Origin of the sequence: Proteus hauseri (genome assembly GCF_004116975.1) — a bacterium.
In the GTDB taxonomy this organism is placed as follows: Bacteria; Pseudomonadota; Gammaproteobacteria; order Enterobacterales; family Enterobacteriaceae; genus Proteus; species Proteus hauseri.
In genome coordinates this window covers 129,452-147,543 of sequence record NZ_CP026364.1, presented here as the reverse complement: position 1 = coordinate 147,543, position 18,092 = coordinate 129,452, and the positions used below count along the sequence as shown (strand labels likewise).

General features: G+C 36.7%; 12 protein-coding genes, 1 pseudogene and 2 CRISPR repeat arrays. Of the genes and pseudogenes, 12 read left to right on the top strand and 1 reads right to left on the bottom strand.

Annotated features, from left to right (window positions below; genetic code table 11):
• Positions 1–43 precede the first annotated feature (43 nt).
• From PH4a_RS00645 to alr, 12 genes and pseudogenes are all read left to right on the top strand, one after another.
• Positions 44–487 (top strand): PTS sugar transporter subunit IIA, encoded by a 444-nt coding sequence (locus PH4a_RS00645; protein WP_064720492.1) that lies wholly within the window; start codon positions 44–46, stop codon positions 485–487.
• 33 nt (positions 488–520) lie between these two features.
• Positions 521–808, top strand: a complete 288-nt coding sequence (locus PH4a_RS00640) for a PTS sugar transporter subunit IIB (RefSeq protein ID WP_129036977.1) — start codon at positions 521–523, stop codon at positions 806–808.
• Between the two features lie 10 nt (positions 809–818).
• Positions 819–2,075 (top strand): PTS ascorbate transporter subunit IIC, encoded by a 1,257-nt coding sequence (locus PH4a_RS00635; RefSeq protein WP_109406156.1) that lies wholly within the window; start codon positions 819–821, stop codon positions 2,073–2,075.
• Positions 2,076–2,202: 127 nt separating this feature from the next.
• Positions 2,203–3,088: a CRISPR direct-repeat array (repeat unit 29 nt; unit sequence GTGTTCCCCGTATGCACGGGGATAAACCG).
• Between the two features lie 250 nt (positions 3,089–3,338).
• The gene (cas3, locus tag PH4a_RS00630) at positions 3,339–6,029 is read left to right on the top strand and encodes a CRISPR-associated helicase Cas3' (protein WP_129036975.1); all 2,691 of its coding nucleotides are present in this window, start codon (positions 3,339–3,341) and stop codon (positions 6,027–6,029) included.
• A complete protein-coding gene (gene casA / locus PH4a_RS00625) occupies positions 6,026–7,624 on the top strand; it encodes a type I-E CRISPR-associated protein Cse1/CasA (RefSeq protein WP_129036973.1) in 1,599 nt (532 codons plus the stop codon). The genes cas3 and casA overlap by 4 nt, the downstream gene beginning before the upstream one ends.
• Positions 7,611–8,198, top strand: a complete 588-nt coding sequence (casB, locus tag PH4a_RS00620) for a type I-E CRISPR-associated protein Cse2/CasB (RefSeq protein WP_082918442.1) — start codon at positions 7,611–7,613, stop codon at positions 8,196–8,198. The genes casA and casB overlap by 14 nt, the downstream gene beginning before the upstream one ends.
• 32 nt (positions 8,199–8,230) lie before the next feature.
• Entirely contained in the window at positions 8,231–9,265 is a 1,035-nt protein-coding gene (gene cas7e, locus PH4a_RS00615; protein WP_064720486.1) for a type I-E CRISPR-associated protein Cas7/Cse4/CasC, read from the top strand.
• Between the two features lie 12 nt (positions 9,266–9,277).
• Positions 9,278–10,015, top strand: coding sequence for a type I-E CRISPR-associated protein Cas5/CasD (gene cas5e / locus PH4a_RS00610; RefSeq protein ID WP_129036971.1), 738 nt, complete (start codon positions 9,278–9,280; stop codon positions 10,013–10,015).
• On the top strand, positions 10,015–10,692 hold the full coding sequence (cas6e, locus tag PH4a_RS00605) for a type I-E CRISPR-associated protein Cas6/Cse3/CasE (RefSeq protein ID WP_129036969.1): 678 nt from the start codon (positions 10,015–10,017) through the stop codon (positions 10,690–10,692). The genes cas5e and cas6e overlap by 1 nt, the downstream gene beginning before the upstream one ends.
• Positions 10,693–11,612 (top strand): annotated as a pseudogene (cas1e, locus tag PH4a_RS00600) (type I-E CRISPR-associated endonuclease Cas1e). It begins immediately after the preceding gene.
• 2 nt (positions 11,613–11,614) lie between these two features.
• Positions 11,615–11,911, top strand: coding sequence for a type I-E CRISPR-associated endoribonuclease Cas2e (gene cas2e, locus PH4a_RS00595; protein WP_129036967.1), 297 nt, complete (start codon positions 11,615–11,617; stop codon positions 11,909–11,911).
• A gap of 58 nt (positions 11,912–11,969) precedes the next feature.
• Positions 11,970–13,402: direct repeats of the CRISPR family, unit length 29 nt; unit sequence GTGTTCCCCGTATACACGGGGATAAACCG.
• A gap of 368 nt (positions 13,403–13,770) precedes the next feature.
• Entirely contained in the window at positions 13,771–14,994 is a 1,224-nt protein-coding gene (gene alr / locus PH4a_RS00590) for an alanine racemase (RefSeq protein WP_129036965.1), read from the top strand.
• Positions 14,995–15,522: 528 nt separating this feature from the next.
• On the opposite strand, the gene PH4a_RS00580 is transcribed toward alr, so the two are convergent.
• Positions 15,523–17,922, bottom strand: a complete 2,400-nt coding sequence (locus PH4a_RS00580; protein WP_129036961.1) for a membrane-bound PQQ-dependent dehydrogenase, glucose/quinate/shikimate family — start codon at positions 17,920–17,922, stop codon at positions 15,523–15,525.
• Positions 17,923–18,092: the final 170 nt, after the last annotated feature.

Below are 18,092 nucleotides of genomic sequence, written 5' to 3'. Positions count from 1 at the left end.
ATTAACAACAAAGCGCAGAGAATATTTCACTAAGGTTATAAACATGCTTAAAACATTATTAACACCTGATGTTGTGCAAGTAGTTCCGCATGTCAGTGATTGGCGAGAAGCGATTAAAGTTGCGTGCCAGCCATTAATTGATAAAGGTTATATCGAGCCTCGTTATGTTGATGCGATTTATAAATCACATGAACAAATTGGGCCATATTATGTATTAGGCCCTGGTATTGCGATGCCGCATGCTCGTCCTGAAGAAGGCGTTAATAAATTATCATTGGCTTTAACGATAGTGGAGCAAGGTGTCGAATTTGGTGCTGATGAAAATGATCCTGTGAAATTACTGATAGTTTTGGCGGCAACAGATAACGATAGTCATATTAACGCTATCGTAAAATTAGCCGAATTATTTGATAACGATGATGATATCCAATCGTTATTAAATGCTAAAAGCAAAGCTGAAGTATTCGCAGTTATCAACAACTATTAATTAACAATTATTCAAATTACCAAGGGGAATATTATGAAAATTACCGTTGTTTGTGGAAATGGTTTAGGCAGTAGCTTAATGATGGAGATGAGCATCAAAAGCATACTAAAAGATATCGCCGTAAATGCAGAAGTTGATCATGTAGATTTAGGTTCAGCAAAAGGCACTCCAAGCGATATTTATGTTGGAACCCGTGATATTGCAGAACAACTCACTGCTCAAGCTGTAAATGGCAAAATCGTCTCATTGGATAACATGATTGATAAAGTGGCAATGAAAGAAAAACTTTCTACTGCATTACGTGAATTAGGCGCGCTATAAGGAGCCTACTATGGACTTTTTCCGCTTTCTAATGAGTGATGTGCTTTCAGAGCCCTCTATTTTAGTGGGTTTAATCGCACTGATAGGTTTAATTGCCCAGAAAAAACCTGTAACAGAGTGTATTAAAGGCACAGTAAAAACCATCATGGGTTTTGTTATCTTAGGCGCTGGTGCGGGTCTGGTGATTAACTCTCTTGGTGATTTTTCGACTATTTTCCAACACGCTTTTGGTATTCAAGGTGTGGTGCCAAATAACGAAGCCATTGTGTCTATTGCACAAAAAAGCTTTGGTAAAGAAATGGCATTGATTATGTTCTTTGCCATGTTAATTAATATATTAATTGCACGCCTAACGCCGTGGAAATTTATTTTCTTAACGGGGCATCACACATTATTTATGTCGATGATGGTCGCGGTTATTCTGGCAACAGCAGGCTTAGAAGGTACAGTACTCGTTGCGGTAGGTTCATTAGTTGTTGGGGTTTCGATGGTATTTTTCCCTGCCATTGCACACCCTTATATGAAAAAAATTACCGGTTCTGATGATGTTGCACTAGGTCATTTTTCAACAATTTCATATGTATTAGCAGGTTTTATTGGTAGTAAATTTGGTAATAAAGAGCATTCAACGGAAGAGATGAATGTACCTAAAAGCTTGCTGTTTTTACGAGACACTCCTGTTGCTATAGCCTTTACTATGGGTATTATTTTTATCATTACTTGTTTATTTGCGGGCGATACATTTGTTCGTGAAGTGAGTGGTGGTAAAAACTGGTTTATGTTCTCGTTAATGCAATCTATCACTTTTGCAGCGGGTGTTTACATTATTCTGCAAGGTGTACGTATGGTTATTGCTGAAATTGTACCTGCATTTAAAGGGATTTCAGATAAATTAGTTCCTAATGCCAAGCCAGCCTTAGATTGCCCAGTTGTTTTCCCTTATGCACCAAACGCCGTATTAGTTGGTTTTTTAAGTAGTTTTGCGGCAGGTGTAATTGGCATGTTTGTGCTTTATCTGTTGGATTGGACTGTTATTATTCCGGGTGTTGTTCCACATTTCTTTGTGGGTGCAACAGCAGGGGTATTTGGTAATGCAACGGGTGGACGTCGTGGTGCAATATTAGGTGCTTTTGCTCAAGGTTTATTAATTACTTTCTTACCTGTATTCCTATTGCCAGTACTTGGTGATATAGGGATCGCGAATACAACATTTAGTGATGCTGACTTTGGTGTTATTGGCATTCTATTAGGTATTATTGTTCGTTAATTTTTTCCAGCTTAAAACTAAACTAAACGCCTTACTTGGTTTAATTAAGTAAGGCGTTTTTATCTATTTTTTTGGTAAAAAAGAGAAGGTTAAATTTCTTTTTTATATTCAATCTATTATGATTAGAGTGTTCCCCGTATGCACGGGGATAAACCGCATAATGAGAAGTCACGTCTAGCGGCTCCCATGTGTTCCCCGTATGCACGGGGATAAACCGGAAACCGAAACCATCACCGCAACATGCACATCGTGTTCCCCGTATGCACGGGGATAAACCGATTTTTCAAAATTGCGCGATAACTTACCAAATGTGTTCCCCGTATGCACGGGGATAAACCGTAGGTCAATATAGCCAGAAAGTGAGGAAATTTGTGTTCCCCGTATGCACGGGGATAAACCGGTCAATGATAATGGTGAGTTTGAATATGCCATGTGTTCCCCGTATGCACGGGGATAAACCGATTATCTTGAGTATGCGAAGTTACTTTTACAGGTGTTCCCCGTATGCACGGGGATAAACCGCCCCTGTATGACGTCGAAACCTATTTACGACGTGTGTTCCCCGTATGCACGGGGATAAACCGTACAGAAAGAATTTTATTTGCTGAACATTATCGTGTTCCCCGTATGCACGGGGATAAACCGTCGCCAGCTAATCCGCTATTAATTAGCTTCATGTGTTCCCCGTATGCACGGGGATAAACCGCTGACTGATGAGCTAATCGCTAAGGCAAGGGAGTGTTCCCCGTATACACGGGGATAAACCGCGGATAATGCGCTAACAGTGGCAAACGGTGTGGGTGTTCCCCGTATGCACGGGGATAAACCGCATTAGGTTCTGGCGTTCTTCGTGGTGAAGAAGTGTTCCCCGTATGCACGGGGATAAACCGGCATGGCATGGAAACATCAAGCAAAAAAAAATCGTGTTCCCCGTATGCACGGGGATAAACCGGACTTGAATGGGAATATATTGAGATTGATGATGTGTTCCCTGTATGCACGGGGGTAAACCGCGGATCACTTTTTTAACAGCAATAATTTTTCGGTGTTCCCTGTATATACGGGGACAATTAAATTGTTACGCAATATAATTATATTAAGTGTTTTTTAACAAAAAAATCACATCCCGAAGGTTTTTGGGCTATGCCTAAACTGAGTTCTAAAAATATAAACAGGGGAAGATCTAATTTTAAGTATTAAATTAAGAAAATAGTTGCTATTCATTATAGACTTTAAATTATAAAAATTAGTGATTAGGTAGATATGAATACAGACTATTATAATTATTGGGGTAAATTTAAATCAGATAATAATAATGAATATTATCACTTACTTCCTTATCATAGTCTCGATGTGGCTGCTGTTGGTGCAATATTATTTTCAGCAGATACAAAGATAGTAAAAGATATTTCTAATTTTTTGCAGATTAGCCCCAAAAGCTTTTCTAAATTATTTTTATTAATACTTTCTCTTCATGATATCGGTAAGTTTTCATCGTCATTTCAATATATTAATCAAAATATCATCGATAAAAACCAAGTTCCTGAAAGTAGATTTTCTTACGATGGAAAAAATTATCGTCATGATCGTTTGGGTTATTATTTTTGGAAAAAAATAGAACAAACGATTTTCTCTTTAATAATACCTAATAGGGATTATAATCAACGTAAACTATCAAAAGGTTTTCTGGTAATTATTGAAACAGTATTAGGACATCACGGTAAGCCAATTAATACAAATGATATTGATTATATGGAAAATTTTATCCATAAAAATAATGAAATTGCAGCTGTTAATTTTTCTTATGATGTTTTTACATTATTTAATCCAAATATTTCAGCGGAGCTTTTTTATAATAAAGAATGGATGGGGCGATTAAAACAGATATCATGGCTTCTAGCTGGAATGGCAACACTTTCTGACTGGATTGGTTCAAATAATGAATATTTCCCCTATTATAAAAATAAAATGCCATTATCTGAATATTGGCGATTAACTTTAAAGAACGCTGAAAAGGCCATATTATCCAGTGGTTTTAATCGAAATTATCAAATATCACCTTTTATTTCCGTTGAGCATCATTTTGGTTATAAACCGACCCCATTACAGCAATGGGCTGAAAAAGTACCAATAAATGAACATCCCCAACTTTTTATATTAGAAGATACGACTGGTGCAGGAAAAACAGAAGCTGCATTAACATTAGCTCATCGATTAATGGAAGCTGATGCTGCTGATGGATTTTATTTTGGTTTACCTACTATGGCAACTTCAAATGCCATGTTCTCAAGAATAGTCAATTATTATACGAATATATTCGATAAAAATAGCGAAGCACCAAGTATTGTACTTGCTCATGGTGCTAGCATTATGAATGAACAATTTACAAGTATAATTCGAGACGGTAACGAACAATATAATAGCAAAGATAACACCGCATCAGCCCAATGTTATCAGTGGTTATCAGACTCTCGCAAGAAAGCACTATTAGCAACAATAGGTGTTGGAACTCTTGATCAAGCGCTATTGGCTATGCTACCTCGAAGGCACCAATCTTTAAGATTATTAGGATTAAATAGAAAAGTTATCATTTTTGATGAAATTCACTCAGCAGATGAATTTATGTTTGAAATTATTGAACATTTATTATCGGCGCATTTATATCAAGGTGGTTCTGTCATTTTATTAACGGCAACTTTGTCACTTAAAAAAAGACAAAGAATTATTAATAGTTGGTTTGATGCACTTAATCAACCACCACAAATGATACAGTCAAAAAACTTTCCATTAGCAACACACTTAACTTATTTTCCAGAAGTCAAAAAGATGGAATATCCTTTAGAAAGTAGAAAAGAAGTTAGTCGAAAAGTAAAAGTTGAAATAATAAATGAAGAACAAGATTGTATTCATATTATAATAAATGCAATAAAGAATGGAAACTGCGTTGTTTGGATTAGAAATACCGTTAATGATGCGATAAAAGCATACCATGATATAAATAAAATATTACCTGAAAATAGAGATAATTGTTTATTGTTTCATAGCCGTTTTACATTACAAGATAGAAAAATACGTGAAGCACAAGTATTAAATATTTTTGGAAAATTGAGTACCGCTAAACAAAGAAAAGGCGCAGTATTAATTGCTACTCAAGTTTTTCAAGAAAGCTTAGATGCCGATGCAGATATTATGATTTCAGATATTTGTCCTATTGATGATCTTATTCAACGCTCGGGGCGACTACATCGACATACACGCACAGTAACTGGTGATTATACGCCAACAGGACAAGATAAACGTACAGCGCCTATTTTATATCTACAGGCCCCTTTATTTACTAACGACCCACCAAGTAATTGGCTTTCACAAAGTTTTTCATCAACCGAGGCTGTGTATCGTTCTCCAGGTCGTTTGTGGTTAACATTAAAAAGCATAATTCAATTAGGTGAAATTAAAATGCCGCAACAAGCACGGCAATTAATTGAATCGGTTTATAGTGATAATGCTTATGATCAAATTCCACAGTCGTTAATTCGACAAGAAAATAATAATTTAGGTGAACAAAAAGCAAAAATAGTAAAAGCAAAAATTCAACTATTAAAATTAAATAAAGGTTACAGTGAAGAAAGTTCCGAATTTTGGACAGAAGATCACTATGATATCAGTACGCGATATAGTGATATTGAGATTGCAAATATTCTTTTACTCAAAAAAGTAGAAAATAATTATATTCCTTGGGTAGAAGATACGCATTTTTCTATTGCATTAAGCACAGTGAAAATTGCGAAGCATAAATATGCTGATAAGCTTGCTACTGTAACTGAAAATATAAAAGAAAAGATAAATAATCAATATCCACAAACACGATATTTACAGTTGTGGATCCCTGAAGAAGATACTCATTATCAATATGATCCTCTAATCGGTTTTAGTGAAAGACAGGAATTGTCATGAATATTATTAATCAACCTTGGTTGCCTTTTCGTTTTCGTAATGGCGATATTAAAACCCTTCCTATCTCAGCTATTTCTCATCCTGATATTATCGACTTTTCTTTAAATAGAGCCGATTTTCAAGGTGCTGCGTATCAATTTGCAATTGGATTGTTGCAAACGGTATTTGCGCCAGAAGATGAAGATGAATGGGAAGCGTATTTTGAAACGCCACCTTCAAATGAAAAATTAAAAATAGCATTTGATAAAGTCGCCCATGCTTTTAATGTAACGGGTGATACGCCTTTATTTATGCAGGATTTTTCTTCATTAGAAGAGCAAAAGAATATATCTATAGCTCAATTATTAATTGATGCACCGGGTGAAAATGGAATAAAACAAAATACTGACCATTTTATTAAACGGGGTGTTGCTGATGTAATGTCATTAGAAATGGCAATATTGGCACTGTTTACGTTACAAATAAATGCTCCAAGTGGAGGACAAGGTCATAGAGTTGGTTTAAGAGGCGGAGGACCTTTAACTACCTTAATATTACCCACTGATGAGAATTCTACATTATGGCAAAAATTATGGCTAAATATTATTAATCGTGATTTTTGGCAATATGATGATCCTAATTTTCATGATGGTAGTGTTTTCCCTTGGTTGAACCCACTGAATTTAAAAGAGGGAATGGGAGAAAAAGTTTACCCTAATGATGTTCATCCTCTCTATATGTATTGGGCAATGCCTCGTAGAATAAGGTTACAAGTAGAAAATAAGTCTGCAACTTGCCAAATTAGCGGTGAACATAGCAATATTACCGTTCAATACTATTTAACTAAAAATTACGGTTTAGATTATCAAGAAGGATGGTTACATCCATTAACACCATATTATTGGGATCCTAAAAAGCCTGAAACTCTCCCTAATTCAATAAAAGGAAGGCAGGGAGGAATTCATTATAATCTTTGGGATAGATTGCTATTATCAAGTAGTGAGAATGGGCAAAAATGTGCCACGGTTGTTAGTCATTATTTAAAACTGTATCAATTATTAGAATTAACGAGGAAACCTCGGTTACTTATCTTTGGGTACGACATGGATAATATGAAACCACGAGGATGGTATGCTTTAGAAATGCCTATTTTTCATGTGGAAGATAATTATCATAATAAAATAATTAATGAAATAAAACTTATTCAATTATTGACAGTTGAATGTTTGAAAAATTTAAGAAATCAAATAAAAGCAGCATGGTTTGATCGACCTAAAGATATAAAAGGTGATCTTAGCTTTATTGATTTAACCTTTTGGCAAAGAAGCGAAAATATATTTTTTAAAACCGTAGAAAATATTATTGAACAAACAAAAAAAGATGATTTTTTAACACCTGAACAAGCTAAGTCTTGGCTAAATAGTATAAGAAATATTTGTTTTTCGATCTTTGATGAATATGCCTTATCTGCATTAGGAACCCAAAAAGCAATAAGTGGAACTATTAAGGCTAGACAAAATTTAGTCAGAGATCTTTATGGTAATAAAAAAATAAAAAGCTTTGCTACAGACTTTAAAATCACTAAAAAAAATGGAGAAGAACATGGGGTTTTATAAATCAGATAATATTACTCTGTATAGTCATCCTGAATTACAAACTATCGTATTACGGTGGTGGGAAAGTCTATTTTTATCGCCAGATGAATTAAGAAAAAAAGGTATTGCACCAGCACCTAGCCGATATAAAGCAGAGCTAAAGCGTTGCGAATCTATTACTGCGATTATGCTAACGGAAGGGTTCCGTTCTTTGTGGCTTAGTTTTCCTCCTGATTTAATTAATCAAGCCAAAACAGAAGATATAGAGCGTTGGGCAACTATTGTAGCAGTGTTGGTTTATATTACTCAAAATAGTGATAAACATTTTGCTACGGTGGCGGGTGAAAAAGATGACAGCAAAAAATCAATAATTAGTGAGTCACGGTTTTTACAGCTTCAATCTTCGCGTACCCATGATGAATTTATAAGACGTCTAAGACGAATTTTAATTCAAATTAAAGGGAAAACAGATGTCTTACTAATGAGTAAAGATATTGAAAAATGGGTTTTAGAAAAGCAAAAAATACGCTCTGTTCAAACCAATAAGCAAATTATTGTTGAGTGGGCTATGAAATATTATCAAGCAGCGATTTAAACATTTTAATAAAGTTAAAAAGGATAGAGACAATGAGCCAATTTATTCAATTACATATTCTTACTTCTTATGCCCCTTCTAATTTAAATCGTGATGACTTAGGTCGACCAAAAACTGCAAGAATGGGCGGATTTGAGCGTTTAAGAATAAGTTCACAAAGTTTAAAACGTCACTGGCGTACTTCTGAATTATTCGATACTGCACTTTCTGGCAATATAGGGATCCGTACTAAGCAATTTGGATTACAAATTTATGATGAATTGGTTAAGGGCGGTATTACTGAAAAAAATGCTAAAAAGTGGACAGAGTTGATGGTTGATCAATATGGCAAATTAAAAAAAGACAGCATTGAAACTGAACAGCTTGTTCATATAAGTCATTTTGAAAAAGAGAAAATATTTGATTTAATAAAATTACTTATTGAAGAACAGAGAGAACCAACAAAAGAAGAGTTAGATAATTTAAAATTAACTAAAACATCTGTAGATATTGCATTATTTGGCCGAATGTTAGCATCTGCCCCAAAATATAATGTTGAAGCTGCTTGCCAAGTTGCTCATGCAATTAGTGTTCATAGTGCGGTTGTTGAAGATGATTATTTTACGGCGGTAGATGATTTAAATGATGGTAAAACAGATACAGGATCTGCTCATATTGGTGAAATGGGATTTGCCGCTGCACTTTTTTATAGTTATATCTGTATTAATAAAACGCAGTTAATTGAATCTTTAGAGGGAAATGAAGAGCTTGCAAATAAAGCCATTCAAGCTTTAACTGAAGTTGCTATTAAAGTTTCTCCAACAGGTAAACAAAATAGTTTTGCCTCCCGTGCCTACGCTAGTTATGTTTTAGCAGAGAAAGGGAATTATCAGCCTCGCTCTTTATCTGTGGCATTTTTAAAGCCTATTGATGATGAAGATATGGAATTTTCTGCAATCACTGCATTAAATCAACGTATGGAAAATTTTGATAAAGTTTATGGTGCTTGTGCGGATTCTCGTTACCAGTTAAATGTTGCACAAGGCGAAGGCTCGCTCTCTGAATTATTGCAATTTGTCGCTGAATAATAAGGAGATATCATGGCTGAATATCTCGTATTTCGACTTTATGGGCCTCTTGCTAGTTGGGGATTACCTGCTGTTGGTGGCGATAGGCAAACCGGGCTTGCGCCATCACGCTCAGCTATTTTAGGTTTTCTTGGCGCAGCATTGGGAATTAAGCGAGAAGATGAACAATCACTCGTTCAATTGCAGCAAAGTATTGTAGTAGCAGTAAAGCAGATTGTACCCAGTACTTTATTGAGAGATTTTCATACCGCTCAAGTACCTTCTGCACGCAAAAATATAATACATTCCACTCGACGTAGCGAATTAGCTGAAAAAGATCTGAATACGGTTTTATCTAATCGAGATTATCGATGTGATGCTGTATGGATTATTGCAATTAAGTTAACTCAACATTCAAAATACACATTAGAACAACTTAAAACAGCATTACTAATGCCTACTTATATATTAAGTTTAGGTCGTAAAGCTTGCCCATTATCTTTACCAATGATGCCTCAAATTGTAGAAACTGAGCAATTACGAGAAGCTTTAGATACAACGTTTCCCGCAATTATGTCTTCTGATAAAGCAGATAATTTTTGGTTTAGCTCAGATGGATGGGTAACTTATTATTGGGAAGGTAATAGCCAAGATATTACTGGCAAAAATATAATGACTTTGCACCCGTGGGATGAACCGGTAAATAGGCAGCACTGGCAATTTCGTCAACGCGAAATGTACCAAATGAGTGTAAAAAAGGAGGGTGAATAATGTACTTATCTAGGGTTACGATAAGAGGGTCTTCTGATTACTTACACTCATTACTAACCAATGAACAGCAGGCTGGATATGCGATTCATCAGTTATTGTGGCAATTATTTACTGAGGAATCTGAACGTTCATTTTTATATCGAGTAGAAATAGAGAAAAATGGAATACCTATTTTTTATCTACTTTCTTCTGTAGCACCCACTATTCAACATCGTTTTTTTAAAATAGAAACCAAACCTTTTTTACCTAAATTGAATACAAAAATGAAATTAGCTTTTTCTTTAAGAGCAAACCCTACGGTTTGTATTACAGATAAAGAAGGAAAACGACATCGTCATGATGTGCTTATGCATGCTAAAAAGCAGGCTCAATTAAGTGGTAATAATTATAATAAAGACGATATTCAAAATTTAATGCAACAAGCTGCATTAAATTGGATAAGTTCTGAAGAGCGTTTAAATAAGTGGGGGATCTCACTAAATCATTTACCAGATATTAGAGCATATACACCTGAACGTATTAAAAAAGCATCAGGAAAAATAATGGCTTTTTCTTCTGTTGATTATCAAGGTACGCTTACAATAGAAAATCCAACGCTATTTTGGCAACAATATCAACAAGGATTTGGTAGAGCAAAAGCTTTTGGTTGTGGATTAATGCTAATTAGGGTTATTTAAATGGCGTTTATTCCATTAAAACCGATCCCAATTAAAGATAGACATTCAATGATTTTTATTGGGATGGGAAGAATCGATGTAAAAGATGGCGCATTTGTTGTTATCGATGAAGTTAATGGCGAAAGGATGCTTATTCCGGTTGGTTCATTAGCCTGTATTTTACTTGAACCTGGAACTCGTATTAGCCATGCAGCGGTTAAATTAGCTTCTACAACGGGCACTCTATTAATATGGGTGGGTGAACAGGAGTTAGACTTTATTCTGTTGGACAACCCGGTGGCGCTCGTTCTGATAGATTACTTTATCAAGCAAAATTAGCCCTAGATAATGATTTACGGTTAAAAGTTGTACGTAAAATGTTTGAGCTTCGTTTTGGAGAGGCTGCACCATTAAAACGTAGTATTGATCAGCTAAGAGGAATTGAAGGAGCGCGAGTTAGAAAACAGTATCAAATGTTAGCTAAAGAATTTAACGTTGATTGGAAAGGTCGACGTTATGATCCTAAGGATTGGGAAGCGGGAGATATTATTAACCGCTGTATTAGTGCGGCCACAGCCTGTTTATATGGTGTAACAGAAGCCGCTATTTTGGCCGCAGGTTATGCACCAGCAATAGGTTTTTTGCATACAGGAAAGCCACTTTCATTTGTTTATGATATTGCAGATATTATAAAGTTTGATACCGTGGTGCCTGTTGCTTTTAAGATTGCATCATATAAAGCAATTTCTCCTGATCGTGAAGTTCGCATTGCTTGTCGAGAAGCATTTCGTAAATATCAAACATTAAATAAGCTGATCCCTTTAATCGAAGAGATTCTTTCGGCTGGAGAAATTTTTCCTCCGGAGCCACCTTCTGATGCTCAACCTCCTGCAATTCCCCAAGCGCGGCCTTTTGGTGATGAAGGCCATAGAGAAAAATAGCAATGAGTATGATTGTGGTTGTGACGGAGTCTGTACCTCCTCGATTACGAGGGCGATTAGCGGTGTGGTTATTAGAAGTTAGGGCTGGTGTTTATATAGGTAATGTTTCCGCACGAATAAGAGAAATGATTTGGCAACAAATCAATGAGTTAGCTGAAAATGGTAATGTAGTTATGGCATGGGGAACAAATACTGAATCAGGCTTTGATTTTCAAACGTATGGAGAAAATCGCCGTGAACCTATTGACTTTGATGGCTTAAGATTAGTGTTATTTAAACCGCTAGAAGATGATGAATAATAGTTGGTAGAAATAAAAATGTTTTTTTATTTAGTTAAATCAATCGGATATATTTAGAGTGTTCCCCGTATACACGGGGATAAACCGAAATTAGACGCGCTCATAATGAAGAGTGTTCGGTGTTCCCCGTATACACGGGGATAAACCATTCATCTTGTCGCTTCAATACATACTGTTTAAGTGTTCCCCGTATACACGGGGATAAACCGCCCATCGTCATGGTCTTTGGTTATTAACCACTGTGTTCCCCGTATACACGGGGATAAACCGTCGTTTAACAATCAGTCCTGAAATATTATAGAGTGTTCCCCGTATACACGGGGATAAACCGGGAGAACCTAGACCAGATTACCGAGACGTCATGTGTTCCCCGTATACACGGGGATAAACCGATACTGTTTCTTTCATTAGTGAAGTGTTGATCGTGTTCCCCGTATACACGGGGATAAACCGCAGGTGCAGCTTCATCTGCTCCTCTACTATCAGTGTTCCCCGTATACACGGGGATAAACCGCGCTTATTAAAAATGACCACACTGGTTTATCAGTGTTCCCCGTATACACGGGGATAAACCGGGATTTCGCGGCCTACTAGCGGAGCACAGTCAGTGTTCCCCGTATACACGGGGATAAACCGATAAATGCGCACCATCTCTTTTTCTGGCATTTGTGTTCCCCGTATACACGGGGATAAACCGTTGATAGGCGGTGTTGAGTTACACCCCGGTGAGTGTTCCCCGTATACACGGGGATAAACCGGATTTCAGTTGCGTAACGGTAAATTAATGACAGTGTTCCCCGTATACACGGGGATAAACCGTCACAGTGGGCGCGACTTTATCATCAGCAGATGTGTTCCCCGTATACACGGGGATAAACCGTTTTTAGCGTCATACTCAAGAGCTAACTCTGCGTGTTCCCCGTATACACGGGGATAAACCGTTCGGGTTTTTTATCTGCTGAACAACCGCTTAGTGTTCCCCGTATACACGGGGATAAACCGTATCGTCATCTTACTAATATTCGAACAATGGAGTGTTCCCCGTATACACGGGGATAAACCGATTAATAAATTACCATCTTTAGTTTTACCGACGTGTTCCCCGTATACACGGGGATAAACCGATGAAAAAAAAACCACGCATCATGACCACTGAGTGTTCCCCGTATACACGGGGATAAACCGACTGCTTCTCCAAGATGAAGATGAATCATAGAGTGTTCCCCGTATACACGGGGATAAACCGCAGTGCTTGGATAAAGTAGAAAAGCAAGCATCCGTGTTCCCCGTATACACGGGGATAAACCGATATTAGGGATGGTTCTGACTGTCTCCCTGATGTGTTCCCCGTATACACGGGGATAAACCGTTTGATGGAGGTTACGCTAGAGGGTTGACAAGGTGTTCCCCGTATACACGGGGATAAACCGGGACATGGTTACTGGGAGAACTTTTCAGGTGAGTGTTCCCCGTATACACGGGGATTACTGTATATAGAAATAAAAATCAAAATTAGAGATATCCTTTTTTCATTAAGCCCCGTTTTCTTTCCTTGGTTACTTACACCCCTTATCTCCATTTTTTGTTATTGATAGCTTAATTTAATACCTAGAGCTGATAATAAAAAACTAACTAATTATTCTAATAAAATTACGATAAATCCATTTATGTCTTGTTTTTTAAAGAAATAGACACATTTATTTTAAAAAAGTAACAAGTGAATTTATATGTTTATTTTATGAATAAAAATGCTTATTATTCTTGGTGAATATTCACTGTGTGTATATTTTCGTGCCTAATTAATTACAACAAAATAATTGGTTCAAGGTTTTACATCACAATCACTAAGGAAAAATAAGATGTCTTTTGGTTTACGATATCTTGCGTTGGTACCTCTTTTGGTTATCACTGCTTGCCAACAACCTATTAATCACAATCCATCTGTAACACAAACAGCGCAGGTTCAACCTGTTATTGTTAATAACTCATGGATTGAAATCTCACGTAGTGCACTTGATTTTAATGTGAAAAAAGTCCAATCATTATTAGGCGATAAATCTTCTCTTTGTGCGGTATTAAAAGGAGATGCTTATGGTCACGATTTGTCACTTGTTGCCCCTGTAATAATTGAAAACAATGTGCAATGTATTGGTGTAACCAATAACCAAGAGTTAAAAGAAGTACGTGATTTAGGTTTTAAAGGGCGTTTAATGCGAGTACGTAACGCGACAGAGCAAGAGATGTCTCAAGCCACTGCTTATGATGTAGAAGAGCTGATTGGTAATCTCGATATGGCAAAAAGATTAGATACTATTGCGAAACAACAAAATAGAATTATTCCAATTCATTTGGCGTTAAATTCGGGTGGTATGTCACGTAATGGGTTAGAGGTAAATAACCAAGCAGGGCTTGAAGAGGCGAAGCAAATCGCGCAATTACCCAACCTAAAAGTGGTTGGCATTATGTCTCATTACCCAGAAGAAGATGCTGATAAAGTGAGAGAAGATCTTGCTCGTTTTAAACAGCAATCACAGAAGGTAATTGATGTCACAGGGTTAAACCGTAACGATATTACACTGCATATGGCAAATACCTTTGCAACCATTACGGTTCCTGAATCATGGTTAGATATGGTACGTGTTGGTGGTATTTTCTATGGTGATACTATCGCGAGTACAGATTACAAACGCGTAATGACATTTAAATCGACCATTGCATCAATCAATAATTATCCGAAAGGTAATACAGTTGGTTATGATCGTACTTATACCTTAAAACGCGACTCTGTTTTAGCGAATATTCCTGTAGGTTATGCAGATGGTTATCGCCGTGTATTTAGTAATGCAGGACATGCTTTAATTGGTGGGCAACGTGTGCCTGTATTGGGCAAAACATCAATGAATACTGTCATTGTAGATATTACTGATATTAAAAATATTCAGCCGGGTGATGAAGTTGTGTTCTTTGGCAAACAAGGTAATAGCGAAATTACCGCAGAAGAAATAGAAGATATCAGTGGTGCACTATTTACTGAGATGTCGATTTTATGGGGTGCAACTAATCAACGGGTATTAGTTGATTAAAGTAGGGTGCTTGTGATCACCAAACGAAACAACATGTGATAAGAAATAGTGGGGGAAAAATTCCCCCACAAAGCTATTTATCGCAAGGTAAAGTTGCTTGAATTACTGTATGACTACAACGAATATTGAAAGAACATAATCTTTCATGCCCAAGTAATGATAAACACAGCGCTGTAATACATATAGCCATCAGCCCTATTAGGATAAATTTAGTCATTTTTTTGACTCTTCTTTATAAAGAAGAAAAATCGATGTTGTATGGTATTAAGACTGTCTCGAATTTTAGTTAAATAGGAACTGGGGCTTTCGTCTTTTTGGCTCTTGCAAATGCTTGAAATAAAATGATCCAAGCATTTATCTGTATACCAACCAAAACTCACTTGATTCTTATCTTTTTTGAATAAAATAACGAAAATAAATCAATAGAATTTAAAAGTGATTTTCTTAGGTTTAATTTCTTAAAAAGAAAGAGGCAACTGATTATTCAGTTGCCTCCTTATTGTCTATTATATAAGTAAAAACAAATGGTTATTGGTTATCAGGCAGTCCATAGGCAACCAAGCTGTCACCCATTTTGGTTCCAAATGAACCATGTCCACCAGCCATAATCACAATATACTGCTTGCCATCAATAGAATAAGTCATCGGTGTCGCTTGCCCACCAGCAGGAAGACGCGCCTCCCATAACATTTTTCCATTTGTGACATTAAAAGCTCGAATATAGTTATCTTGTGAAGCGGCAACAAACATAACATTACCGGCTGTAGATATTGCTCCCCCTAGTCCAGGAACGCCAATTTTTAATGGAGGAAGTTCCATAAGGTTAGGTAGACTATCGCGAATAGTGCCGAAACGTTGTTTCCAGACAAGTTGATTTTTTTCTAAATCAACACCCGCAACAAAGCCCCAAGGCGGCTGTTTACAAGGCAAACCTAGTGGTGATAAGAAAGGATGAATATCAACACTATAAGGTGTTCCTGTCATAGGCTGTAAACCTTGTTCTCCGTGACCACCTTCTATTACATTTTTATCATTGGGATCTTTTAAATAGAGTTTTGAGATAAAAGGTAGCGTAATAAAATTCATCACGGCGACTTGTCTATCTTGGTTAACCGAGATCCCGCCCCATTCAAAAATACCTAAGTTTCCAGGGAAAACGAGGGTGCCGTTTTCTGATGGAGGTGTATAAATCCCCTCATAATTGAGTTGATTAAAAGCGATACGGCATAACAACTGATCAGCCATTGTACCGCCCCACATATCAGACTCTTTCAACTTATTTGCTGGCGCTAAATTAAGCGCTGAAAAAGGCTGAGTTGATGAGTAATGTTCACCTTGTGTTTGTGGCCCCAATTTCACTGTGGTCGGAACATCTTTTTCAGTGATAGGTACAATGGGTGAACCATCACGTCTATCAAGAACAAAAACATTCCCTGTTTTAGTTACTGCATAAATAGCAGGGATAACTTCATTTTTATCTGTTTTAATATCGACTAATGAAGGTTGTGATGGCACATCCATATCCCAAAGATCATGATGAGTTGTTTGGAAATGCCATACTAGCTCACCTGTCGAGCCTTTTAATGCCACGATAGAATTTGCATAACGCTCTTTTAACGGGTGACGGTCACCTCCCCAAATATCGGGCGTACCAACACCTGTTGGAATATAGACCACATCAGTTTGAGCATCATAAGCTAAAGGTGCCCATGCATTCGGTGAGTTGTGAACAAACTCTGTTGATTCACCTGGCATGGTATTAGGATCTTCAGCACCAGTATCAAATATCCACATTAATTGACCGTTATTAACATCATAACCACGGATCACGCCAGAAGGCTCTTTAGTCGAAAGGTTATCAGTGACAGAACCTCCAATAATAATTGTATTTCCTGTCACAATAGGGGGAGACGTTGGATTATAACCACCAAGGTACGCATAAGGCATTGAGGTTAAAAGATTGATTTCACCCTCAGAGCCAAAATCACGGCAAACATCTCCTGTTTGGGCATTTACAGCGATTAGACGACCATCATTAACGGGTAAGAAGACTTTTTGAGGACACTCAGTTGAAGCGATAGGCTGACGTTCTTCAATACTTTTTGCAAATTCAGCTGTATTTTTTTGATCATAATAAGCAACACCACGGCATGTCATATGCTGAAAGCTTTTGTTGTATTGTAATTTAGAATCGAAACGCCATTTTTCTTTACCTGTTGCGGGATCAAGACTGATTAAGTATTGATGAGGTGTACAGAGGAAAAGATTATCATCAATTTTAATTGGCGTGACTTCGTTTGTTATTTCGACTGCATCATCAGGTCTTTTTTCATCCTTTGTATGGAATGTCCATTTTTCCACCAGTTTATCAACATTATCGCTGTTAATTTGAGTCAGTGGTGAATAGCGAACTCCTGCCTGTGTCCTACCATAAGCAGGCCAGTCATTATCACTTATCCCTACAGGTGAGTGATTAACATCAGGTTGATTTCGGCTAAATTGTCCATCAATAGCATGTGGATCGGTAAACATACTTCCCAAAATAATGACTAATGTCGCTGCCAAAAGAGTCAGCAAGCTGATTTTATTTATGCGACAAGCGTAAGCATTTTTTATAGAGAGGAAGGGAAGCAGGAGTAAGCCGAGTATAAATACAATATCTAGCCGAGGGGAAAGAGCCCAAAAATCAAATCCAGATTCCCAAATACTCCAGATAATTGTGGCTAAGAAGAGAAGGTTAAACAATAACAATGTGAGCTTTTTTTGTTTCCAAAAACAAGCAGCAATAATAAGAAGGATAACACCAGTAAAAAGATAAAAAGGTGATCCCCCTAATGAAACTAAATAACCGCCTAAAGCAGTAAAGTAGAGACCAAAGGCAATGAATATAATGAATATTATCCATCGATAAAGATTTGATATTTTCATAATGCCATATCCTATTTGGATTGAAGACTTACCATCGTATAAATAGAATAGACAATATTTAAGAGATCTACCGATTCATTGTGCTATTTACGCTCTTTTTTAAGAGAAAAATATACATAATTTAATTTCCAGCTCATTATTTTTATTTAAATAAAATAACTTAAGATAAT